Below are 22,833 nucleotides of genomic sequence, written 5' to 3'. Positions count from 1 at the left end.
AGTTATCGATACTTTCAAAACATGGCTTTTTTATAATAAGACTTGTAGAAAGGAAATGCGCAATTCCAAAATTTATATTAATAAAACGGAGGTATATTAACATGAAATTTAATTTTAACAGTAAAGGCAGAATAGCTGCAGGAATAATAGTAACAGCGGTAGTTGCAGGAAGTATAGGAGTATTTGCAGCAAATAGCATGGATGCCGTTCGGAAGGATGTACTGATGTCTGAAACCGGTACCCATAGCAATGTACAATCAATTAATACTGCACAAACGCTCATTGACTCACAGGGTACCATTGAGTATACCAAAACAAGTCACTTTATTACGGCAGACAACAAGTTTGATTTTGAAGAAAATTTCATCGACGAAAGATGGTTGGACCCTAAAACACTTGAAAACAGAGCGGATTGTAAAATAATATCAGGAGATAACAATATTAAGGATTTTCACAGTACCTACCTGAAAAATAACGGTACTGATGCAGTTACCATCCAGAGAGATATTCAGGGTAATGCCGTAAGCGGCAGTATAACCAAAATGTCCCAGGTGGCTGCTGAAAAAAACTTTGCTACATTTAATGCTTTTTCCAAAGTAAAAGAGATAGGTTCATTACAGGAATGGAAGGACGAAGGAATTGAAAAAACTTCTGATGGAAAAGAGTTGAAAAAGCTGTCCCAGACCTATATGAATTCAAACCCTGAGAATGTACAGGTAAATACCCGACTTATTCTTTATGTAGATACTGCTACAGGATTTCCTGCTAAGGAAGAGCTGTATCAGGAGGTAAACGGAACAATGAAAATGATGTGGTATGAAACTTATGAATACAAGTATGTCGACAACGACGGAAAGCTATTTGATACCAGTGAAGTTAAACTGGAAGAGAAGTCAATGAACAATTAAGATACATTTGGCGGATTAGAATTCATATAAATGCGTAAATAGGGGATGTCAGGGAACATCCCCTATTTTGTCCTATGCGGCAGGCTTCAAGTTATTCTTTTTAGTGGATGACCGTGAGATTATCTAGGCACTGGAACAGGTTGAACTGATTGATTTGTACAACAAGCTGGAAAAGGGTTTTGGATACCGAACTTGGTGAAAGAGGAATTACTTCTTCCCCTCAATTTAATTATATCATATAAAAATTTATAATATCAGCCTTATATTTTGGGTTTTTTATATGTATTATAATATCCTATTCATAATTGGATTGATAAAAAATATTTCCACGTTTGAGATTGTCTCATGCAGATAATGGAACTTGATTTTTTAGTAAATTAAATTATTTTAGGAGGAATGTGATGCTAACCGACAAGGATATCTGGAGTTATGAAAAGGCCCGTCTGGCCAGAGTTACCGATGAAATAAAAACACAGCTTGACAATGGGCTCAACGCCGTAGGTAAATACAAAAAGGAAGCTATAGACCTTCAAAAGGAGATGTGGGAAGATGTTAAACTAACACCCGCCGATCTGTTTGATCTGGAGGGTGCAACTCAGGTATGGCAATATCAGACAGGTATAATGAGCCAGGCAAGAAAATATAAATTCTCATTTGATAAAGTAAGCCGCCTTGAGAGAATGTATCAAAGTCCTTATTTCGGAAGAATAGACTTTTTAGAGGATGGAGAAAAAACTGCCGAGCAAATCTACATTGGCATATACAATCTGATTACCGAAAATAACAGGGAAATCCTTGTTTATGACTGGAGAGCGCCCATATCCGGCATGTTTTATGATTATGAAACCGGCCTGTGCAGTTATGACTGCCCCGGAGGCACCATTACGGGACAGATGCTGCTTAAACGACAATACAAAATTGAAAATTCGGATATAGTCTATATGTTCGACAGCAGCTTGAGCATAAACGATGAAATTCTCCGGGAAATACTGGGAAAAAGCACCGACAATAGAATGAAAACCATTGTGACCAGTATTCAGAGAGAACAGAATACAGTCATCAGAAACAGTGAAGACAGGATTCTTATTGTAGATGGTCCTGCCGGCAGCGGGAAGACCTCCATAGCACTTCACAGGGCGGCATATCTTTTGTACAAATACAGGGAAAGCATAAAGTCTGATAACATCCTGATTTTTTCTCCCAACAATGTGTTTGAAGATTACATTTCAAATGTACTGCCGGAATTAGGGGAGGATAACATACTAAGAAGTACGTTTATTGGTTTTTTCGGAAATATTTTTGAAGCAAAATTAAAAATCGAAACCATGAATGATCAAATGGAATATATCCTGTCAGGCTATGCGGATAAAACAAGACTGCGCTGTATTGAATTCAAATCATCACTGCAATTCCTGACAATATTGAAAAAATACGTACAATACCTTGAAACTGGAACGGGTATGACTTTTAAAGATCTGACATACAATGACACGGTTATAATAACAGGAGATGAAATTTACAGTCTTTTTAAAGAGGATTACAGTTACCTTTCCTATGCAAAAAGACTTGAAAAACTGCGCCAAAGACTTTTATACCTCCTGGAGCAGTGTGAGGATACCCGGGTCAGAGCGGCACAGGAAAATGAGATAAAGGAAACCAATACAGATGCCGGGGACAAAACATTAAATAAAAAAATAATTGAAGAGTACGAGTCTCTTAAAATTGATATCATTCAAATGACATCCTATGATGTGTATACGTTATATATGGAGCTTTTCCAGAATATTGAGTTGTTTGCGCAAACGGATGACAAAGAGGAACAGGATGATTTACGCACATTTGGGAAATATACGGTGGGCAGGCTAAGTGAGGATGTCATAAATTATGAGGATGCGGCACCAGTCATATACCTTAAAACTGCTCTTGATACCCTGGTTAATACAAAAGCCATAAAGCATGTCATCATTGATGAGGCTCAAGATTATACGGTTATTCAATATGAGATTTTCAGGAAGGTTTTTGAACATTGTAAAATGACTATCCTTGGAGATGTAAACCAGTCTGTTAACGGATATATGAATATAGGCAGTTTTGAATTGATTGCAGATATATTCGAAAGAAAACATTTCAGGAGCATTTCGTTGACTAAAAGCTACCGTTCCAGCAAGGAAATAGCGGATTTCTGCAAGCAGCTCCTTTCCTCCGGGAAGCATTCGGAACAGCTGAACAGGCATGGCAGCATGCCTAAAATTGTGAGAGTTGATAAAAGCAATTTATATAAAAGGATTGCCGGGGATATCCTCCGGCTTAAAAACAGTAATAATAATCTGATAGCCGTTATCTGCAAAACCGCGACTCAATGTGAGGCAGCATATAAAGCAATCAGCTCATATGTTGATATAAAGCTTGTATCAAATAAAAACGAAGAATACCAGGGAGGTGTGGTAATAATACCATCCTACCTTGCAAAGGGCCTCGAATTTGACGCTGTTCTGGTGCATTCAGCCGAAGAGGGGGATTATTCGGGGGAAGAGGACAGCAGGATTTTATATACAGTATGTACTCGTGCTTTGCACGAACTTTATTTGTACTGCTCGGATAGTCTGTCGGACTTAATAGGGAGAATGGATAAGGGCTATTACCAGGAGGAGCTGACTTAAAGCTTTGAGTACAAATGCTGCGGGGCAGGCTTGAAATTTTGATGGGATTTTACAACTCCATTACATCTTCAAATGGTTGTATATGCTATAATAGGGGGCGGAGGTGGTTTGATGGCACACATTCTTATTGTAGAGGATGAAAAATCCATAAGTGACCTGATTGCCATGAATCTTTCCCTGGTGGGGCATACCAGCGAGCAGGCCTATGGAGGCAATGAGGCAATTGAAAGCCTGAAACGGAGTTCCTTCTCTTTAATCATAATGGACATAATGCTGCCTGAAATGGATGGATTTGCCCTTATACAGCATGTCCCGGAAAATACACCTGTGATTTTCCTCACGGCAATGGGAAATCTGTCCGACAGGGTCAGAGGGCTTAAACTGGGTGCCGATGATTATATTGTAAAGCCCTTTGAAACGGTGGAACTGCTTGCTCGCATTGAAGCGGTACTCCGCCGGACACACAGGTCTTTGAGCCTGTTTTCACTGGATGATACGGTTGTAAATCTGGAAAGCCGGGTAGTTACGGTGAACGGCAGTGAAATTGAACTTACTCTCCGGGAATACGAATTGCTGGAAATTCTCATTAAAAATAAAAATATAGCCTTATCCCGTGAAAAACTGCTTAAAATGGCCTGGGAATATGATTATTTCGGGGAGACAAGGACAGTGGACGTCCACATTCAAAAACTTCGTAAAAAACTGAACTGGGAAAACAGGATCAGGACAGTTTATAAAATGGGATACCGTCTGGAGGTGGACCGGTGAAGTTTTGGCAAAAGGCATTTATCGGTATGTTGGCAGTATTCATAATATCAATCAATATCTGTTTATATCTTACCTCGAAGTACAGTTTTTCACTGAACATGAAAAGGGATATGGACCGGGCGTCGGGTGAGTATCATTTTGTCATAAATAGTGTCAATGAGACTATGAACGGCATCTTCTACCGTGATGGAGCCATACCGGCGCCCTCGTCGATCCGGAGCGTAATGCGCCCCTATGCCGATTACTATAAAAAGCAAAATGTATACTTTAAACTGGAGCATTCCGGGGATACGGTTTTTAGCAATATCCCTGCAAGTGCCGCAGCCGGTATGAAAAGCACCCAGGCAGACCGGGAGGGCTACACCATGGAGGTAATACCCGGCGGACCGATCAATTACCTGTATATATCGGGGAAAATAGGAGGGCAGTTTGAGGATTATACACTCACTTATGTACGGGATCTGTCTGAACTGTACCATACTCACGCCGGGCTGACCCGTTACCTCATCACTGTCAGCGTATTGGTGGAAACGGTGCTGGCAGCAGTACTGTTCTTAATTCTGAGAAAGCTTACACGCCCCATAAAAACCATGCAGGAGGCTGCCAATAAAATAGCAGGCGGAGTTTATGACGGGAGAATAAATATACCCGGAAAGGATGAATTTCACGACCTGGCAGAGAACTTTAACCGGATGGCTTCAAGTATACAGGAGAAAATCAATGAGCTTGACAAAAATTCGCAGGATAAGCAGAGACTTATTGACAATCTGGCGCATGAATTGAGAACGCCGCTTACAGCTATCCGGGGTTATGCCGAATATCTTCAAAATGCCAGCACCAGTGAACAGAACCGTATGATAGCAGCCGGCTATATTGTAAGTGAAATAGACAGAATGAAGAACTTGGCATTCAAGCTGCTGGATTTAGCTCTTGTCAGAAATAGCGGTCTGGATATTGGGGAAATTTCATTGCCCGAACTGCTTAACCAGGTCAAAGCGGCAGCAGATGTGAAATTGAACGAGAAAAGCATCAACCTGGAAATTCGCTGCAGCCTGGACAGGTTAACGGGAGATGCCGTTCTCTTGCAGTCACTTCTGATAAATCTTGTCGACAATGCAGTTAAGGCATCGGAGGCTGGCACGGCAGTTGAACTGTCGGCATATCTTGACACCGTACCAATACTGGAGGTCAGGGACTGGGGCTGCGGCATGGAAGAGGAGCAGACTCAGCTGGTCTGTGAGCCCTTCTACCGCGTGGACAAAGCACGTGTACGAAGTTCCGGAGGTGTGGGACTGGGGTTGTCACTTTGCAGTGAAATCGCACGACTGCACGGAGCTGATCTAAAAATAAGTTCCCTGAAGGGGAAAGGAACCACAGTAAAGGTAATTTTTACTACTCCTTTACAACTTTCTGAAAACTCCATGATACCGGAGGATGTATGATTTTATTGTAGTACTACAATAAAACATGCGAGGAGATTAAAAAATGTTGAACATCAAAACACTGGCAAGAAAAACCTGGATACCTGTTGCGGCGGCAGCAATGATTATAGGCAGCAGTTCCGCAATGGTATATGCACTCAATGAGGATATACCCGGAAGAGTTTCTTCAAAGGCAGCCGCTGCAATAGCTGTCACTGAAGTTAATATTCAAACTCCGGACGAAAGGGCAGCAGCAAATGCAGGCTATACTGTCGTCGACCTTTCAAAGAAAGGGTTTGATGATGCCCAAAAAAAAATGATTAAGGATAAGTTAAGCAGGATAAAAGGAATTACTCCTCAGGAGATCGAGGAAAAGTACAATACAATTCTGTCCAATATGATACCGGGTGAAAAGGATATGTCGGCCGAACAGGCCGCAGCATATGCGGCTGGTATTCTGAAAAAGGCCTATGGTATGGATTTTGCCGGCTATACTGCCGAAACGACATTTTCCAGAAATCCGGTTCCAAACACCGATAACTGGAGCGTAATCTTCCATGCACCAAAGGAGACCAAAACTTCAGACCGGTATTATGTCTCAGTTGATTCAGTAAAAGGGACCATGCTTGATGCAGGCTGTTACAACCTTGATTATGAAAAAGAAGTGAAGAGCAAAAATGTTGAAGCTCCCGAGTGGAAAAACAAAGCCGTTCAGGAAATATCAAAATTATTGCCGGAAAATGAATCTGTAACAAGCAGTAAGATTGTTGGCGCCACCCCCGATATAGGTGTAGCTGTGGTATGCGAAATTTCAGACGGCACGGCTTATGCAGTCCGGTTGGAAGGTGAAAATAAAGCGGCAGCGGCTTACCAATACTTCCCCGGCGGTTATGACGGAAGCTGGGATTATCGCCCCGTAACAACTGACGGGGTGGGATAACAAAATGGTAAAAGAGTTTGTAAAGATGATTCCCTAAGCTATCTGGTAGCAGATTATTGAAAAAAATCAGGAATTATTGTTATAGTGGTCTTGCTTTTCAGCAAATGTGAATTGATGGGAGGATTAAGCGATGATAGAAATTGTACATGTTACTGTAAATCTGTTATTTAAAGTGATAGTTAACAAGGTTTATATAATAACGCAGCTATCGGAACTTAATCCTTCCATGATATAGAAATCATAACATTGAATATGGTCATGCAAATAAGAGTTTATTTTCTGGGCCATGTCTATTTGAATTTCCTTAAAATTTCATGTTTTCTATAGTATGGACAGGTATGTGCAGGACGTAAAAACGCCGGACAGTAAGCGCTTTTTACGTCTTTTTTTGCTGCAGACCAGGAGAAAACAATGAAAAGTAAATATGATAAAATTCAGCAAATAATTTCAAATATGAAACAGCCGGACTACAGGTATCTGCAAATAACAAACGAGATTTTCAGACTGCGGACGGGTGAGTTTAAAAGTATGTCAATACTGCCGGTAAAATTAAGAAACTGTTTCCGCTTCAGGAGGTAATGAAAGCTCTGGACAACCATATACTTGACCGGGTGCATAAAATGAAAAAGTAACCGTTGAAAAATAATAATTCATATGGTATCATAATACACGCCTTTCTTGTCCCGTATTGAGCCTTATACTTTACGATTCAGTAAAATAGCACAGGCTATCGATTTAATTTATCCTGATGCGGAATTGGAGCGAATATGAACGAAAACTGGAAAAAAAGAATTGTACTTTTCCTATCAAGCCAGACAATATCATTATTTGGATCTTCTCTGGTTCAATATGCAATAAGTTGGTATATTACGTTAAAAACTCAATCGGGTGTGATGATGACAGTCGCAATTATCTGCGGATTTTTGCCGACTTTTTTTCTGTCGCCCTTTGCAGGCGTATGGGCAGACCGGTACAACCGCAAAAAGCTTATTATTTTATCAGACTCTGTGATAGCGGTATCCACACTTATAATAGCAGTTTTATTTTTAATGGGATACCAATCAATATGGCTGCTGTTTGGGGTATTGGTGGTAAGAGCTCTGGGAACCGCCGTACAGGCGCCTACCATCGGAGCCTTTATTCCGCAGCTGGTGCCCGAGGATAAGCTTACCCGGGTTAATGCCACAAACGGCAGTATCCAGTCAATGGTGATGCTTGTTTCTCCAATGCTCAGCGGACTGCTGCTAACCAGGGCATCAATTGAGGCAATATTTTTTATAGATGTAATTACAGCAGCTGTTGCAGTGCTGGCGTTACTTTTCTTCCTGAAGGTGCCGGGGCACGAAAAGGCTCTTCAGAAGCAGTCCGACAGCTATTTCGGCGATATGTACCAGGGATATAAATACATTAAAGATCATACTTTTATAAAGAAAATCATTTTATTTGATGCACTGTTCTGTTTGTGTGCGGCACCGGCGGCTTTTCTAACGCCTTTACAGGTTACACGGAGTTTCGGAAACCAGGTGTGGAGGCTTACTGCAGTAGAGATTGTGTTTTCTGTGGGAATGATTATAGGCGGAGTTATAATTGCCACCTGGGGAGGTTTTAAGAGGAAAATCCACTCAATGGTGGCGGCGACAGTCATTATGGGAGCAGGTACTTTTGCGCTGGGCATTATTCCGGTCTTCTGGCTGTACCTGGGCTTTATGGCTCTCATAGGTGTCGCAATGCCCATCTTTAACACACCTTTTACGGTTTTGCTGCAGCAGAAGGTTGAAGGAGACTTCCTGGGAAGGGCATTTGGGGTTTTCAGTATGATCGCCAGTGTTATGATGCCTCTTGGAATGCTGGTTTTCGGACCGTTGGCCGATTTGGTAAAAATTGAATGGCTGCTGATAGGTACGGGTATTCTAATATTCATAGAAGGCTTTGTCATGCTGGGCGACAGGGTGCTGAAGGAAGCCGAGGCACCGGCACCTGGGGCTGAAGTCAAGGGATAATAAAGTTGTAACTTTGGGAAGGCTGGATTCAGCCTTCCTTTTTTAGTAATTGTTTTCAGCAATTTGTTATTAATAATTTGCTATTGACACTTTTGGACTATAGTAGTAGTCTATTTATATAAACTACTACTATAGTCTGAGATTGTAAAGGGAGGTAAGTTATTATGAATTTTATTAAAGGAAAGTCCTGGCCGGTTTTAATGATTGGAATAGTATTTGTGGTAATGTGCGTTTTATCTACAGCAAGCTTTGCAGAAGGGAATTCTGCCGTCTCGGAAGTACGGGAAGCGGAAAGGATAATTTCAGTGACAGGTACTGCGGATATTATGGTTATGCCGGATGAAGCCGTGTTTTCCCTGGCGGTAGAGACAACCAACATGGATATTTCAAAGGCAAAATCGGAGAACGATTCGAAAATAAAAAAAATTAAAGACATAGCAAAGGATATGAATATAGACCCAAAATACGTAGTTACAGATTATATTAATGTTAATCCCAAATATACATATACAAATAGCGGAGAAAATGTTTTCAAAGGTTATACGGTTCATAGAGGCTTGATCATCACCTTGAAGGATCTGAAAAGATTTGATGAACTCTTGACAAGACTTCTGGAGGCAGGTGCCGATTATATTCAGAATGTACAGTTCAAAACCACACAGCTGAGAAAATATAAGGATGAAGCCAGGGCCCTTGCCATAAAAGCCGCCAGGGAAAAAGCAGAGGCTCTGGCAAAAGAACTCGGTCAGACAGTGGGCAAGGCAAGTAACATCCAGGAGATTCAGGAGAATACATATTCTTACTACGGTCCCTGGAGTTCTGCGGGAGCCGGCCGGGCCACCAATGTTTTGTCCAATTCAACTTCAAATGCACAGATAGCCGGCACTCAGAACTCAAATTATGAAGATTTTTCACCGGGACAGATCAAAGTAAGTGCAGGCGTTTCTGTTATTTTTGATTTAATTTGATTTAAATTAAGAAATTGATAAGATTTATGCCAGGGATTTTTTAAGGTCTTAATTTTAGAATTATTCCTATAAACCAGCAGCGGAAGAAACTCCTTCAACAGGTACTTTCTTTCGCTGCATAACAGGAGGAATTCTAAATTGAGTAAATTCAAAGAAATGAGCTGTCAGCTTCTGCTGTTATTATCAATACCCATTATAAAAATATTCTACATTATGCTCAATAATCCGGGTATGTAGCTGCTCATTATTCTTATTCAAATTCCCTGAACCCCATTGCGTTATAGTCGGCAAGGGTGATTGTAAATTTTAACTTCAGGCCATGGTCTTTCTGGAATTCGTACAGTGCATTTTTTAAATTGTTTTCATAAATACCTGTTACGGCATCTTCAAAGTAACCAAGGGTTTTTAGCTTCTCCTGTACGGCCAGAACATCGGCACCTCTGTCGCCGGGCCTTAAATTCCTGAAACCCGTACCAAAAGGCCCAAAGGGTCCGTTTCTTATTATCACGGGAGTGCCTAATGAGACTATATCATACAATTCCCCGATATCCTTGTTGTACATGCGAATGCAGCCGTGGCTGGCAGCTCTTCCTATGGAGTTCTGATTTGTTGTTCCATGGATTCCGTAGCTGCCCCACCTTACGTTCAGACCCAGCCAGCGGCCGCCGAAACTTTTCCCCCATTTTCCCTTGTCCGTTATTTCCCAATCTCCGATTGGGGACGGTAAATCGGGTCTGCCGGAGGCTATTGGATATTGTTTTATACATACGCCGTCCTCATAGAGGTAAAGCTTTTTTTCGTCAATCTGAATGAGTATTGAATATTCATGATCTCCGTTGAGGGTTTTTTCTGCTGCGTTATTGCTGACTATTAAAAAACTAAAGATATACACCATTAAAATTGCAATAATCAACAGTGCCTCCAGTAATGTGAGAAGGTTATTTTTTTTAATCAGCAATATCATACTTTCAATCCACCTCTTAGCAGCCTGCAACATCTAAAACGTCTATTGTCCGGCGGGGAACATTTTTCGGGACAATGCAGTTCCGGGAAAATTCAGCCGCGGCAATGCAGGAATTTTAGATGTTACAGATTATTAGATATATATGCAGGCTTTGTTCAAAATTGACAATACTATCATTGTTTTGTATGATTTTAATTAGCTGAAGATGATTCTTTTTAGATTTGCAAGCTAAAAGAGAGTATAAGTAAACGTAATCGAAATGAGATGGAACATGATTAAGATATATAACCGTAAAACCGGGGAATATGAAGTTGAAAAAGTAGCCGGAGGAAGTCTGCTCAATGCACTGTATACCACAAGGACCGGCAAGCTGGGTCTGGAACTGCTGGTCAAGCGGAAAATATACTCGGCACTGACAGGGTTTTTCTGTGATACGGGTCTCAGCAGAAGGAGCATCCCAGGCTTTGTAAAGAACTTCTCCATTGATATGGAGGAATGCCAAAACAAGCTGGAGGACTTTAAAAACTTTAACAACTTCTTTGCGAGAAGACTGAAAAAGGCTGCAAGGCCTTTCGATAAACCCGAAGAATACCTGCTGTCGCCGGGTGACGGCCGCCTTCAGGCCTGGGAAGACATTGATTCCGATAAAGTCCTTCAGATAAAGGGTATGAGCTACAAACTTGCCGGGTTGCTGCAAAATCCCGAACTTGCCGGGGAATTTGACGGTGGAACCTATATTATACTGAGACTATGTCCTGTGGACTATCACAGATTTCATTTCTTTGACGGCGGAGTGTGCGGAGAGCCTACCAGGGTGAGGGGAGAGTATTATTCCGTAAATCCCGTGGCACTGGGTACAATTCCCGAAGTGTTCTGCAGGAATAAACGGGAGTACAGTATTTATAGCACCGACAACTTTGGTGAGGTGCTTTATATAGAGGTCGGAGCCACGTCGGTGGGGTCCATAATCCAAACCTATACCCCTGGCAGCAGGCTGGAAAGAGGCGACGAAAAAGGGTATTTCAAATTTGGAGGCTCAACCGTGCTTCTATTCTTTAAAAGGGGAAAGGTATTAATAGATAAGGAAATCCTGGAACAAACAGCTGCCGGTTTTGAGACCAGAGTTATGGCAGGTGATGCAATAGGAAGGGCGCAAAAAGAAAAGTCAGTTACAGATGAAAAGAATGGCTGACCTTGCAGGTAAGGGCCTGGGGGGAATTGACCGCATAAAAACGTCGTATTTTATATTGTTAATAATCCTGTATTAGTTTATAATAAATTAAATTGGGTTTTTATTGTTGTTTTTCTAATACATTTTATATTGTTATTGGTTTAATGTTGCTTCAATGGTGAAGACCATAAACAGATAAATTTAAAAATTTCTTATTACTAATAGTTTTATTAAGGTCTCAGGGAGGGTTCGTATGAGTGACGTAAAAACAATCGGTGTACTCACAAGCGGTGGAGATGCGCCCGGAATGAATGCAGCAATTCGTGCAGTGGTCAGAACCGGAATTTATTACGGTTTTAAAATGCTGGGAGTAAGGAAAGGCTATAATGGATTGATAGCAGGCGACATTTCAGAAATGACTGCCAGAAACGTTTCAGATATAATTCACCGTGGAGGAACGATTCTCCAGACAGCCAGATGTAAGGCATTTTCAACCGAAGAGGGCATGCAGAAAGCCATGTCCATATCAAGAGCTTTTGGCATGGATGCGCTTGTTGTTATCGGCGGAGACGGTTCCTACAGGGGTGCAAGGGATTTCAGCAAATTCGGAATGAAGGTTATGGGGTTACCCGGCACCATTGATAATGATATTGCAAGTTCTGATTATACCATCGGTTATGATACGGCAATGAATACAGTTCAGGATGCACTGGATAAAATCAGGGATACGGCGTATTCACACGAGCGATGCAGCGTCCTTGAAGTAATGGGCAGAAAAGCGGGACACATTGCCCTCAATGTAGGTATTGCAGGCGGAGCCGAAGTAATATTGCTGCCTGAAAAGGAATTTGATTTTGATAAGGATATTATCAGAAAGATAATACAGGGAAGAAACAGCGGTAAGAAAAACTATATTATAATTCTTGCGGAAGGTATTTCGGAAAAAATCGGAGGAGCGCTGGAACTTGCCAAGAAGATAGAAGATCTGACCGGCATAGAAACAAGAGGAACAGTGCTGGGATATATTCAAAGAGGCGGAAGCCCTACCATACAGGACAGAGTTATGGCAAGTGCCATGGGAGTTAAAGCCGTTGAACTGCTCAAAGACGGTGTATTCAACAGAATCATATCCGTAAAGGATTCCAAAATAATTGACATTGATATTGATGAAGCACTTTCAATGAAAAAGGATATAGATCAGGATCTATTGAGAATGAGCAACATTTTATCAATATAATTTATAGTTGTTAAAAGTTTTATGTTAATGTATTAAAACGGGGGAGCCGCAAGCGGAATCCCCCGTTTAGCTTTTGCAGTGTTTACTTTTGCCGGCGAATTGCGTAAAGCTCACCATTTACACGTCAGGTGCCGTCGCCTGTGGAGGTCCTGTTTTGCCAATGGAAGGTTGCCCTTTAATGTTTTTAAGAGCTAGTCAAAAATAATATCGCTGTATTTGAATGCTGCCTGCATATCGCAGTCGACTCCTGTTGTATACGAATTGTTGCCCAGAAGCTCAAGTACATGGTATATATTCGAGTTATTGTTGAAAATTGCGTTGTACAAATCATTACTTAGCCGTTGAGTCCTTCTGACAGCATCTGAAAACAGGTCTATGAAGGATTTTGTACTTTTTATGGTATTGTCGAAAGGCATGCACCATTCTCTATGGGAAAGGTTCAGGTAATCAAGCCCGTCTTTCACCTCCAACGGGAAAATGAGGCTGGAGTATAAGGGAAACCTGTAAATCAGTTTATCAAAAAAGCCTATCAGCTTTTTCTTTATACCGTGAGGATCCTTTAAAAGCTTCTCTACCAGCTGCATTTCCCTGACAGCCCTTCTCACTTTCTTTTTTTGTATATCCGAATCGAATACCTTTTTGACCGCACTGACATACATTTCACCTATCAGGTTCAGTTCGGTCTCATTTACCTGGATAAGCCTGTCACAATTTATTTCATGTACTCTTTTATTCAGATGTTTTTTGCAGAGGAGGACATCGATGGAAGTCTCAAACCTCCGATGATAACATAGGAACAGGTTTTCATTTATATATTCGGGTATGTTAAAACCCGACCTGTAAAAAATGTATGGGTGGCCTATACTGTCCATGCAGTTGTGGCATATGAAGCCTAGCAGGTATACCGTCAGCACATCCCTGGCATACCCGCTCTGTCCGGCAATATAGTCGATAAAGGCGCCAAACACTTTATTTACTTTTGAAATGTGCATTGTCTGTCCGATATTGGTCTCAATACTTTTGGAGGACCAGGGCCAGATCTCGTAATAAAAAAGTATATCGGGACCTTGAGTCCCAAGATTGAATACGTTTTGGTGTTTATGAACCAGTTTTTTGCACTCCTGGTTCTCCAGAGCTTTTATTGCCTCTAAGCCGCATAAATAATGAGTTACAAGATTGGGCATGTTATCTCCTCTCCGGGTATTGAAGACATAATTATTATTTAATTGGACCCCCGCCGAATGCCTATTATTGGAAGTCATTTTCACTGATAGTATATACGTATTTTGTGCCCTAAAGTATGTTTTAATGAATTAATTTTTATTTAATTATAAAAAAAATATTGACATTTAATTTAATTGGTTTTATAGTTAGTTACATAAGTAATTAACCGTTTAACCGATTAACAGGTGGTGATATATTGAATTTGAATTTTGATTCGGAAAAACCCATATATCTGCAATTGGCTGAAGAAATAGAAGATGCTGTGCTGTCGGGCGCATATCAGGAGGAAACACAGATCCCCTCAACAACGGAAATTTCAGTAAGCTACAAAATCAATCCGGCTACTGCACTGAAGGGTATAAACAGGTTGGTGGACGATGGGATAGTTTATAAGAAAAGGGGTGTAGGTATGTTTGTATCAACAGGTGCAAAGGAGAAAATTCTTGACAAGAGAAAAGAGACTTTTTTTGAAGACTATGTTACGTCTATGATTTTAGAGGCCAGAAAGCTTTCTATTACAAAAGAGGACATACTGAAAATGTTGGAAAGAGGGTTTGAGAAATGAGCCATATCGAAATAAAGAATATTACAAAAGTATTTGGAAATACAACTGCACTTGACAATGTTTCACTGAATCTTGAAGCCAATAAGATATACGGACTTCTGGGCAGAAACGGGGCCGGAAAAACAACCCTGCTCAATCTTATTACAAACAGGATATTTCCGACGTATGGAGAGATACTGCTGGAAGGAGAGAAGGTTTCTGAAAATGATGATGCCCTGTCAAAGGTGTATTTCATGACAGAGGCCAACTTTTATCCGGAAGGCATGACCGTGAAAAAGGCCTTTAAGTGGACAAAAGAGTTTTATCCCGGTTTTGATACTGATTATGCCTCAGCCTTATGTGATAAATTCCTGTTAAAAACAGGCAAAAAGATTAAAGAACTTTCAACAGGTTATAAATCAATCTTTAAAATTATTGTTTCTTTGGCCTGCAATGCTCCGGTAATTCTTCTGGATGAGCCGGTACTGGGCCTGGATGCAAATCACAGGGAATTGTTTTATAAGGAACTTCTTCAGGCCTATGGCGAAAGACCAAGGACGATAGTTATATCAACCCATTTGATAGAGGAGGCCGCTGATATAATAGAGGATGTCATAGTCATAAAAAGCGGTAAATTGATACTCCAGGATTCAGTTGAAAAAGTCCTTTCCCAGGGATATGCGGTATCCGGAGCTGCCTCTGCGGTAGACGGCTTTATGCAGGGAAAGAAAGTGCTGGGAGTTAACACCCTTGGAGGACTTAAAACCGCATATATTCTCGAAAAAGCCGAAAAGGAAAAAATTCCGTCGGGACTTGAAATTTCAAAGCTGGATCTGCAAAAGCTGTTTATCCAGATGACTAATCAGTGATAGGAGAAATTGAATATGAGATTGAAATCAGTTGTCAAATATTATCTTTCAGATATAAAAACAAGTGTAATGATATTTTATATCATCATGGCTGTTGGTGTTTCCATGATCGGTATTATAGTCAATGTTTCGGCAGGTGAAGGTGAGAGTTATTCCGGAGGCGGGGAAATGGCTGCAATGATTTTTTTATTCATTGCAGGGCTGAATTCTTTTAAACAAAACTTCCTGTTTTTATCAATAAACAGTATTCCAAGGAAGCTGCAGTTTAAAGGGTTTTTGCTGGCAGCGCTGACGGTGTGCGGAGCGATGGCTGCAATAGATACTGCTTATTCCAACATCTTTTCCATGTTCTTTGATTACAGATCGACCTTTCTTCAGATTTATGGGAGCTGGGCAGCAGTAACCTCCGGGGCTGTGGTAATTTTAGTGACTTTCCTGTGGGATATAACCATATACCTCTCTGCCTATATCGGGGGATATTTGATTACAAGTCTTTATTATAGAATGTCAAAGCTGACCAAGATAGCGGTATCCATAGGTGTCCCGGTATGGTTTACAATAGTACTTCCAATTATAGATGCTACTGTTACAGAGGGGCGGATTTTTAAATATATCGGAAATGTTTTCCTGATTTTTGGAGGGTTGAAATACGGGGTAAATCCCTATATTCCGGTGTTGTCACTTACTGTTGAAGCAGCCGTTGTGGCCGTATTATGCTTCATGCTGGTAAAAACGGCTACAGTAAAGGAGTAGATATTTAAAGACAGTAAAGAGAGTAAAGAGAGTGCATATAGATGGCCTGCCTGTATCGAAAGTGATTCAGGCAGGCCTGTTTTTGCAAAAAATTATTTTAACTGGTCAATGCACTTTTGTAATCCTGCAGATACTTTTTTGGTGAAAAGGCCTCGGCTTTTTTATCAAACAAAGTTTTATGTATTTGCAAAATGATATACAATAAATACATATTTACATTGTGAGGTGTTGGCATGAAAAATATTAAATATGTTCACACAAATTTGATAGCCAGGGATTGGAGAAGTCTGGCACAATTTTATATTGAAGTTTTGGGCTGCAGACCCACATACCCTGAAAGGGACCTGGCGGGAGAATGGATAGATAAATTGACTGGAATTCCTGGCGTTAGAGTCAGAGGAATACATTTGAGCCTGCCGGGCTATGAAGACGGACCCACTCTTGAGATTTTCGAGTACTCTCCGGAAAACGACAGGAGCGATGGGCAGGCAATAAATCTGCGGGGCCTGGGGCATCTGGCCTTTCATGTGGATGATGTGGAAAAGGTGCTGGAGGCTGTGATTTCACATGGAGGGAGGCCTATCGGGGAAATTGTCAAAAAAGAATACCCTAAACTGGGTTTGCTTACCGCCGTCTATGTCAGAGACCCGGAAGGTAATTTCATTGAGTTGCAAAATTGGAAAAGATAAAAAATTCACATTATCGGAGGTAATATATGACAAAGCCTTTTATCGGCATTCCCATGGGAGATCCGGCAGGGGTAGGACCTGAAATAACAGTTAAGGCACTGGTGCATGAAGACATTTATGATGTATGCAGGCCGGTTGTTATCGGGGATGCAGAAGCAATAAGAAAGTCGGTTGAAATATGTAAACTGGATTCGGAAGTCAGGGTTATTAAAAAAAGTGATGAAGGTCAATTCTCAAGCCGAGCCATAAATGTGATAGACCTGAACAATATAGCTCATGAAAAATTCAGCTATGGTATTGTTCAGGCACAGAATGGGCTGGCATCCTATGAATATATTAAAAAATCGGTGGAACTGGCTCTAAATGGTGAACTGGCAGCTATTGCGACGACACCTATCAACAAGCCTGCCTTAAAAGCCGGAAATGTGGATTTTATAGGGCATACGGAAATACTGGCCGGACTTACAAATACCGAAGACCCTCTGACCATGTTTGAAGTTAGAGGAATGAGGGTGTTCTTCCTATCTCGGCATGTCCCGCTCAAAAGGGCCTGTGAAATGGTTACCGAGCAAAGGCTGCTGGACTATATAGACAGGTGTACCGGAGCACTTGAAAGCCTGGGGATAACAGAGGGGACTATGGCCGTGGCAGGCTTGAATCCGCACAGCGGTGATAACGGGCTCTTTGGAAACGAGGATATGGAGCAGATTGTCCCTGCCGTAGAAAAAGCAAAAAGCCGCGGGTACAGGGTGGTGGGACCGGTAGGTGCCGACTCGGTGTTCCACCAGGCCCTTATGGGAAAATACAATTCAGTGCTTTCGCTCTATCACGATCAGGGGCATATAGCCACAAAGACTCTGGATTTTGAAAGGACCATAGCAATTACATTAGGCCTGCCGTTCCTGAGAACCTCGGTCGACCATGGAACTGCCTATGATATAGCGGGAAAGGGAACGGCAAGTGAAGTGAGCATGGTGGAGGCAATCCTGCTTGCGTCGAAATATGCCCGGCCTTATTCGCAATGGATTGGAAGCAGAATTAATAAAATGTAATATTTTGACAAGGCAGACTGTTTTTAATTAATCTCGTATAATATAATTATATCAGCGCTTACCATTATTTAAATTGAAAAAGTTCAGCGTTTGTAATGAAATATTTTATTTTAGGAGGTTAATTATGGCCGATGTTATTGATTACAAAATCCTGGGAGACGATATGCAGATGGTAGAGGTGGAGCTTGACCCGTCGGAAGGTGTCAGGGCCGAAGCCGGTGCCATGATGTATATGGAAGACGGAATTATAATGCAGACATCAACAGACGGAGGTGCATTTAAAGGGTTTAAGAGAATGCTCACAGGTGAAAGCTTCTTTATAACCACTTTTTATAACAGCAGCCCGTCAAAAAAGCATATGGCTTTTTCCGCACCCTATCCCGGAAAAATAATACCCATAGATCTTGCAAGTGTTGGAGGAAACTTTCTTTGTCAGAAGGATGCCTTTTTATGTGCCGCCAATGGAGTTGACATAGAAATAGCCTTTACCAAAAAGCTTGGTGCCGGTTTCTTCGGCGGTGAGGGTTTTATTCTCCAGAGACTTGTGGGAAACGGCATGGCTTTTGTACATTCGGGCGGAACCATAATTCAGAAGAACCTGCTTCCGGGCGAAACCCTTAAGGTAGATACCGGATGTCTGGTGGCATTCTCACCAAGCGTCGATTATGATATCGAGTTTGTGGGCGGTTTCAAGAACGCATTGTTTGGCGGGGAAGGTTTATTCCTGGCTAAGATGACCGGCCCGGGTATGGTTTATCTGCAGAGCCTGCCTCTCTCAAGGCTTGCCGACAGATTGACCTCGGCAGGTACACGAAACAGAGAGCAGCAGTCGGGTATCGGAGGTATAGGCGGAGGCATACTTGGAGGACTGTTCGGCGGAGACAACAAATATTAGCCTGCAATATCCTGCAACAACCTGTAATAATAGCCTATAATAACCTGCAATATCAGGCAGCAAAATGGTGATTGCTGTCGGTTTGGCTTGTATATATCCTTTAGTTCCATATTTTATGTTAAATATATGTAATAATATTGGTAAATAATGTTGAAATAGACATTTAGATATGATATTTTTAATATGGTTGGTCCGGTAGTATTTTCTCAAGTAAATAACTTGAACAGAATATAATCCGGACTATTATTTTTTATTAGTTGTAGGAGGTTAGCTTGAAAGACTTCACTTGCGATTGTCTTCCAAAACTAACCTGTGAATTTATGGCCGTGCGAAATATTCAAAGTATTTACCAATACTTTGAAAGCGCACATGGCCAATTAACCTCCTTTATTCGCCTTATAGCGGATGAGGGAGTGAAGAGATTTCATTACAATTTTGTGGCCGCTAAGCGGCTCATGGAGGTTAATATGAGCAATTTAAACACCGGAAGAAGAGGTCTGGCAATTAAAACAATTGTTGCAATAGGTATAGGAGCGGCTTTGGTTGTTGCCATATACCAGGTCAGTATTCCTGTCGGTTTTATTCCCAACACAAGACTTCAGTTCAATGCGGCAGTTATCGCCATAATAGGTGCTATTTTCGGGCCTGTGGCAGGATTGTTCACAGGGCTGATTTCACATACACTTGGTGATGCGCTGTTTTATGGCGGAGTGTGGTGGAGCTGGGTAATAGCCGATGCCGTATACGGACTGCTGGTTGGTTTAACCTTTAAAAAGCTGAAAATTTATGAAGGCGGTTTTGGAAGCAAGCAGGCTCTTATATTTAATATCAACCAATTTTTAGCCAATGCTGTTGCGTGGATACTGGTAGCACCCGTACTTGACATACTGATATATGCGGAACCATCCGACAAGGTTTTTGCACAGGGTGTGACTGCATTTGCGGTTAACGGGGCCGTAACACTTATTGTCGGAACCATCCTTGCGTTTGCGTATTCCAAAATACGTGTAAAGAACTCAAGTCTGGAGAAGGAAGCCTGAGGCATTCCCTCCCTGCAGGAGCAAGTCCGGAAAGATATGTGGAAAAATCATGGCAAATGCATAGTAATATGGCGAATACATAGTAGATACATACCAGTTTACTGAAATAATAATTATGAAACATTAAAAAGTGGTTGTTTGATACAGCCACTTTTTTACACAGAGGAAACTATGAGAAAAGCTGTAATTGAATTTAAAAATTTTTCTTTCAAATATCGTGTTCAAAAGTTACCTTCTCTGTCAGATATAAATCTAACAATATATGAGGGTGAAAAGGTTCTGATTGTGGGACCTTCCGGCTCGGGCAAATCGACACTGGCAAATTGCATAAATGGGCTGGTGCCTTTTTCTTATGCAGGCGTAACAGAGGGGGATTTGAGGATCAAGGATCAGAACCCGGCCGAGCTTGGCATATTCGGGCTGTCCAAACTGGTAGGAACGGTTCTTCAGGACACCGATGGACAGTTTGTGGGCCTTACCGTAGCAGAGGATATTGCTTTCTCACTGGAAAATGATTGTATGGAACAGTCCGAAATGCTGGGGCGGGTGGCAGAAACTGCCGGAATAGTGGAATTGACCCAATATATGGGCCACTCTCCCCAGGCCCTGTCAGGAGGACAGAAGCAAAGGGTGTCTCTTGGAGGCGTGCTTGTGGATAATGTCGATATATTACTTTTTGATGAGCCGCTGGCAAACCTTGACCCCGCAACGGGAAAATATGCAATGGAGCTGATTGACAGGATACACAGAGATTCAAAAGCTACCATACTGATAGTGGAACACAGGCTTGAGGATGTGCTTCACTGCAGTGTGGACAGGGTCATAGTTATGACCGAAGGGCGGATTGTTGCAGATACGGTTCCTTCCGAACTGCTCTCCTCAGATATTCTAAAGAAAACGGGAATCCGGGAACCCTTATATATCACTTCCTTGAAGTATGCCGGCTGCGATATTTCGGCTTCAATTCATCCTGAGCATATTAATTCCATAGTATTGGAGGATTTAAAAGACAAGCTTGTCAAATGGCATGAGAATAATATTCCGGAGCTTAATGAACCTCAGAGTTCAAAGATTCTGGAATTGAAAAATATAAGCTTCGGCTATGAGAAAAACAGGCAGGTATTAACGGATATTAATTTTGATATTTATAAAGGTGAAATGGTGGGGCTTGTGGGGCAGAACGGAGCGGGAAAATCCACTCTTTCAAAAATAATATGCGGGTTCGAAAAAACTTCTGCCGGCACCATATCACTCAACGGAAAGAGTCTGGATACAGACAGTATTGCAGAGAGAGCACAGAAGATCGGGCTTGTAATGCAAAATCCAAACCATATGCTTTCAAAGCCCATGCTCTTTGATGAAGTGGCCCTGGGACTTGTCACCAGAGGCAAAAGCAAGGAGGAAATTGACGGCCGTGTTTTTGACGTCTTAAAGATCTGCGGATTGTATGAGTTCAGGAACTGGCCAATTTCAGCACTGAGTTACGGACAAAAGAAGAGGGTGACAATAGCCTCAATCCTCGTGTTGAATCCGGAGGTTATAATACTGGATGAACCCACTGCAGGCCAGGATTTCAGGCATTATACCGAATTTATGGAATTTTTGCTGAAATTGAACCGTGAGAGGGGTACAACAATATTGATGATAACCCACGACATGCATCTTTTGCTGGAGTATACCGAACGTTCGGTTGTATTGGCGGGTGGAAGGGTAATTGCAGATGCCCGGCCTGCCTCGATTCTCACAAATGATGAAATTATAAATAAGGCAAGCCTGAAGAGGACTTCCCTGTATGAATTGGCCATGAGAACGGGGATAAAGGACTCACGTGCCTTTGTGCAGCATTTCATTGATTATGACAGGAGGATACGGTCAAATGGCACGGATGTTAAGTTATAGCGATAAGGGAAGTGTCATCCACTCACTGAGCGGAACCACCAAACTTCTTTATTTTCTGATCTGGTCGTTGGCCAGTATGATCACATATGACACCAGGCTGTTATTATTTATGTTTGTTGTGAGCCTGGTCATCTTCAGAGTCTCAAAAGTAGACTTTGAAGATATAGCCTTTGTCCTGAAGCTGATACTGGTATTCCTTTGTATCAACCTGATAGCCATCTTTATTTTTTCGCCTGAAGAGGGTGTAAAAATATATCAGAGCAGGACTCAGATTGTACATTTATTCGGGAATTACAATCTTACCGTCCAGCAGCTTTTTTATGAGATGAATGTGGCACTGAAGTATTTCACAATAATACCGATTGCACTGCTTTTCATACTGACTACCAACCCCAGTGAATTTGCTTCATCCTTAAATAAGATCGGTCTAAGCTATAAAATAAGTTATGCTGTAGCCATAACCCTGCGGTACATACCTGACATGCAGCGGGATTATGTCATTGTATCCCAGGCCCAGCAAGCCAGGGGGATAGACATGTCAAGGAAGGTAAGCCTTTTGAAAAGAATAAAAAATGTGGCTGCGGTGCTGATACCTTTGTTCTTTTCAAGTATGGACAGGATCGATACCATCAGCAATGCAATGGAATTGCGGGGCTTCGGAAAGAAAAACAAAAGAACCTGGTATGCTGCAAAGAAAATGAAAAGGCTGGATTTTGCGGTTATATCGGCCCTTGTTATACTGGCTGTAATTGCAGTTATCATAACCTTTGCGGGCGGGAGCCGGTTCTATAATCCATTTGTATAGCCGCCAGGCGGTTAAGTTTTTTGGAA

Annotated in this window: 21 protein-coding genes; 19 read left to right on the top strand and 2 right to left on the bottom strand. The window is 41.6% G+C overall.

Going from position 1 to position 22,833, the window contains the following annotated elements; genetic code table 11:
• The first annotated feature begins 101 nt into the window (after positions 1–101).
• The 8 genes from CTER_RS00375 (at position 102) to CTER_RS00345 (ending at position 9,665) form a co-directional block, all read left to right on the top strand.
• The gene (locus tag CTER_RS00375) at positions 102–908 is read left to right on the top strand and encodes a hypothetical protein (protein WP_004622757.1); all 807 of its coding nucleotides are present in this window, start codon (positions 102–104) and stop codon (positions 906–908) included.
• A 401-nt stretch (positions 909–1,309) separates the two neighbouring features.
• A complete protein-coding gene (gene helD / locus CTER_RS00370) occupies positions 1,310–3,568 on the top strand; it encodes an RNA polymerase recycling motor HelD (RefSeq protein ID WP_004622774.1) in 2,259 nt (752 codons plus the stop codon).
• Between the two features lie 111 nt (positions 3,569–3,679).
• Complete coding sequence (locus tag CTER_RS00365) at positions 3,680–4,336, top strand: response regulator transcription factor (RefSeq protein WP_004622800.1); 657 nt, start codon at positions 3,680–3,682, stop codon at positions 4,334–4,336.
• Positions 4,333–5,778 carry a sensor histidine kinase gene (locus tag CTER_RS00360; protein ID WP_004622746.1) on the top strand — a complete coding sequence of 482 codons (1,446 nt, stop codon included), beginning with the start codon at positions 4,333–4,335 and terminating at the stop codon, positions 5,776–5,778. The genes CTER_RS00365 and CTER_RS00360 overlap by 4 nt, the downstream gene beginning before the upstream one ends.
• Before the next feature lie 43 nt (positions 5,779–5,821).
• A complete protein-coding gene (locus CTER_RS00355) occupies positions 5,822–6,697 on the top strand; it encodes a hypothetical protein (RefSeq protein ID WP_004622769.1) in 876 nt (291 codons plus the stop codon).
• A 411-nt stretch (positions 6,698–7,108) separates the two neighbouring features.
• Positions 7,109–7,276: a hypothetical protein gene (locus tag CTER_RS28145; protein WP_004622739.1), complete on the top strand. Its 168-nt coding sequence runs from the start codon at positions 7,109–7,111 to the stop codon at positions 7,274–7,276.
• Between the two features lie 188 nt (positions 7,277–7,464).
• Positions 7,465–8,697, top strand: a complete 1,233-nt coding sequence (locus CTER_RS00350; protein ID WP_004622783.1) for an MFS transporter — start codon at positions 7,465–7,467, stop codon at positions 8,695–8,697.
• Between the two features lie 164 nt (positions 8,698–8,861).
• Positions 8,862–9,665, top strand: a complete 804-nt coding sequence (locus tag CTER_RS00345) for an SIMPL domain-containing protein (RefSeq protein WP_004622803.1) — start codon at positions 8,862–8,864, stop codon at positions 9,663–9,665.
• Between the two features lie 250 nt (positions 9,666–9,915).
• On the opposite strand, the gene CTER_RS00340 is transcribed toward CTER_RS00345, so the two are convergent.
• On the bottom strand, positions 9,916–10,629 hold the full coding sequence (locus CTER_RS00340) for a L,D-transpeptidase family protein (protein ID WP_004622784.1): 714 nt from the start codon (positions 10,627–10,629) through the stop codon (positions 9,916–9,918).
• 271 nt (positions 10,630–10,900) lie between these two features.
• On the opposite strand from CTER_RS00340, the gene CTER_RS00335 reads away from it, so the two are divergent.
• Both CTER_RS00335 and pfkA read left to right on the top strand, forming a co-directional pair.
• Entirely contained in the window at positions 10,901–11,821 is a 921-nt protein-coding gene (locus CTER_RS00335; protein ID WP_004622781.1) for a phosphatidylserine decarboxylase, read from the top strand.
• A gap of 232 nt (positions 11,822–12,053) precedes the next feature.
• Positions 12,054–13,037, top strand: coding sequence for a 6-phosphofructokinase (pfkA, locus tag CTER_RS00330; RefSeq protein WP_004622770.1), 984 nt, complete (start codon positions 12,054–12,056; stop codon positions 13,035–13,037).
• Between the two features lie 191 nt (positions 13,038–13,228).
• On the opposite strand, the gene CTER_RS00325 is transcribed toward pfkA, so the two are convergent.
• Positions 13,229–14,221: a zinc dependent phospholipase C family protein gene (locus CTER_RS00325; RefSeq protein ID WP_004622758.1), complete on the bottom strand. Its 993-nt coding sequence runs from the start codon at positions 14,219–14,221 to the stop codon at positions 13,229–13,231.
• A 236-nt stretch (positions 14,222–14,457) separates the two neighbouring features.
• Between CTER_RS00325 and CTER_RS00320 the strand changes: the two genes are divergently transcribed.
• From CTER_RS00320 to CTER_RS00280, 9 genes are all read left to right on the top strand, one after another.
• Complete coding sequence (locus CTER_RS00320) at positions 14,458–14,826, top strand: GntR family transcriptional regulator (protein ID WP_004622762.1); 369 nt, start codon at positions 14,458–14,460, stop codon at positions 14,824–14,826.
• Positions 14,823–15,674 carry an ABC transporter ATP-binding protein gene (locus CTER_RS00315; protein WP_004622737.1) on the top strand — a complete coding sequence of 284 codons (852 nt, stop codon included), beginning with the start codon at positions 14,823–14,825 and terminating at the stop codon, positions 15,672–15,674. Before CTER_RS00320 ends, CTER_RS00315 begins: the two co-directional genes overlap by 4 nt.
• 15 nt (positions 15,675–15,689) lie before the next feature.
• Positions 15,690–16,427: a hypothetical protein gene (locus CTER_RS00310; RefSeq protein WP_004622778.1), complete on the top strand. Its 738-nt coding sequence runs from the start codon at positions 15,690–15,692 to the stop codon at positions 16,425–16,427.
• A gap of 233 nt (positions 16,428–16,660) precedes the next feature.
• Positions 16,661–17,116 (top strand): VOC family protein, encoded by a 456-nt coding sequence (locus tag CTER_RS00305; RefSeq protein ID WP_004622749.1) that lies wholly within the window; start codon positions 16,661–16,663, stop codon positions 17,114–17,116.
• 26 nt (positions 17,117–17,142) lie between these two features.
• On the top strand, positions 17,143–18,168 hold the full coding sequence (gene pdxA / locus CTER_RS00300; protein WP_004622767.1) for a 4-hydroxythreonine-4-phosphate dehydrogenase PdxA: 1,026 nt from the start codon (positions 17,143–17,145) through the stop codon (positions 18,166–18,168).
• Positions 18,169–18,292: 124 nt separating this feature from the next.
• Positions 18,293–19,063 carry a TIGR00266 family protein gene (locus tag CTER_RS00295; protein ID WP_004622801.1) on the top strand — a complete coding sequence of 257 codons (771 nt, stop codon included), beginning with the start codon at positions 18,293–18,295 and terminating at the stop codon, positions 19,061–19,063.
• 467 nt (positions 19,064–19,530) lie between these two features.
• Positions 19,531–20,103 (top strand): ECF-type riboflavin transporter substrate-binding protein, encoded by a 573-nt coding sequence (locus tag CTER_RS00290; protein WP_027628820.1) that lies wholly within the window; start codon positions 19,531–19,533, stop codon positions 20,101–20,103.
• 171 nt (positions 20,104–20,274) lie between these two features.
• Complete coding sequence (locus CTER_RS00285; protein WP_004622748.1) at positions 20,275–22,002, top strand: ABC transporter ATP-binding protein; 1,728 nt, start codon at positions 20,275–20,277, stop codon at positions 22,000–22,002.
• On the top strand, positions 21,980–22,807 hold the full coding sequence (locus CTER_RS00280) for an energy-coupling factor transporter transmembrane component T family protein (protein ID WP_004622768.1): 828 nt from the start codon (positions 21,980–21,982) through the stop codon (positions 22,805–22,807). The genes CTER_RS00285 and CTER_RS00280 overlap by 23 nt, the downstream gene beginning before the upstream one ends.
• The last annotated feature ends 26 nt before the right edge of the window (positions 22,808–22,833 follow it).

The organism is Ruminiclostridium cellobioparum subsp. termitidis CT1112 (assembly GCF_000350485.1).
GTDB lineage: Bacteria > Bacillota > Clostridia > Acetivibrionales > DSM-1351 > Ruminiclostridium > Ruminiclostridium termitidis.
This window is presented reverse-complemented; position numbering and strand designations above follow the sequence as displayed.

Coding starts and splice junctions, on each gene's coding strand:
- CTER_RS00365 (WP_004622800.1), top strand. CDS start 3,680: ATGGCACACATTCTTATTGTAGAGGATGAAAAATCCATAAGTGACCTG.
- CTER_RS00315 (WP_004622737.1), top strand. CDS start 14,823: ATGAGCCATATCGAAATAAAGAATATTACAAAAGTATTTGGAAATACA.
- pfkA (WP_004622770.1), top strand. CDS start 12,054: ATGAGTGACGTAAAAACAATCGGTGTACTCACAAGCGGTGGAGATGCG.
- CTER_RS00305 (WP_004622749.1), top strand. CDS start 16,661: ATGAAAAATATTAAATATGTTCACACAAATTTGATAGCCAGGGATTGG.
- CTER_RS00335 (WP_004622781.1), top strand. CDS start 10,901: ATGATTAAGATATATAACCGTAAAACCGGGGAATATGAAGTTGAAAAA.
- CTER_RS00325 (WP_004622758.1), bottom strand. CDS start 14,221: ATGCCCAATCTTGTAACTCATTATTTATGCGGCTTAGAGGCAATAAAA.
- CTER_RS28145 (WP_004622739.1), top strand. CDS start 7,109: ATGAAAAGTAAATATGATAAAATTCAGCAAATAATTTCAAATATGAAA.
- CTER_RS00285 (WP_004622748.1), top strand. CDS start 20,275: ATGAGAAAAGCTGTAATTGAATTTAAAAATTTTTCTTTCAAATATCGT.
- CTER_RS00340 (WP_004622784.1), bottom strand. CDS start 10,629: ATGATATTGCTGATTAAAAAAAATAACCTTCTCACATTACTGGAGGCA.
- helD (WP_004622774.1), top strand. CDS start 1,310: ATGCTAACCGACAAGGATATCTGGAGTTATGAAAAGGCCCGTCTGGCC.
- CTER_RS00290 (WP_027628820.1), top strand. CDS start 19,531: ATGAGCAATTTAAACACCGGAAGAAGAGGTCTGGCAATTAAAACAATT.
- pdxA (WP_004622767.1), top strand. CDS start 17,143: ATGACAAAGCCTTTTATCGGCATTCCCATGGGAGATCCGGCAGGGGTA.
- CTER_RS00345 (WP_004622803.1), top strand. CDS start 8,862: ATGAATTTTATTAAAGGAAAGTCCTGGCCGGTTTTAATGATTGGAATA.
- CTER_RS00355 (WP_004622769.1), top strand. CDS start 5,822: ATGTTGAACATCAAAACACTGGCAAGAAAAACCTGGATACCTGTTGCG.
- CTER_RS00280 (WP_004622768.1), top strand. CDS start 21,980: ATGGCACGGATGTTAAGTTATAGCGATAAGGGAAGTGTCATCCACTCA.
- CTER_RS00375 (WP_004622757.1), top strand. CDS start 102: ATGAAATTTAATTTTAACAGTAAAGGCAGAATAGCTGCAGGAATAATA.
- CTER_RS00310 (WP_004622778.1), top strand. CDS start 15,690: ATGAGATTGAAATCAGTTGTCAAATATTATCTTTCAGATATAAAAACA.
- CTER_RS00350 (WP_004622783.1), top strand. CDS start 7,465: ATGAACGAAAACTGGAAAAAAAGAATTGTACTTTTCCTATCAAGCCAG.
- CTER_RS00295 (WP_004622801.1), top strand. CDS start 18,293: ATGGCCGATGTTATTGATTACAAAATCCTGGGAGACGATATGCAGATG.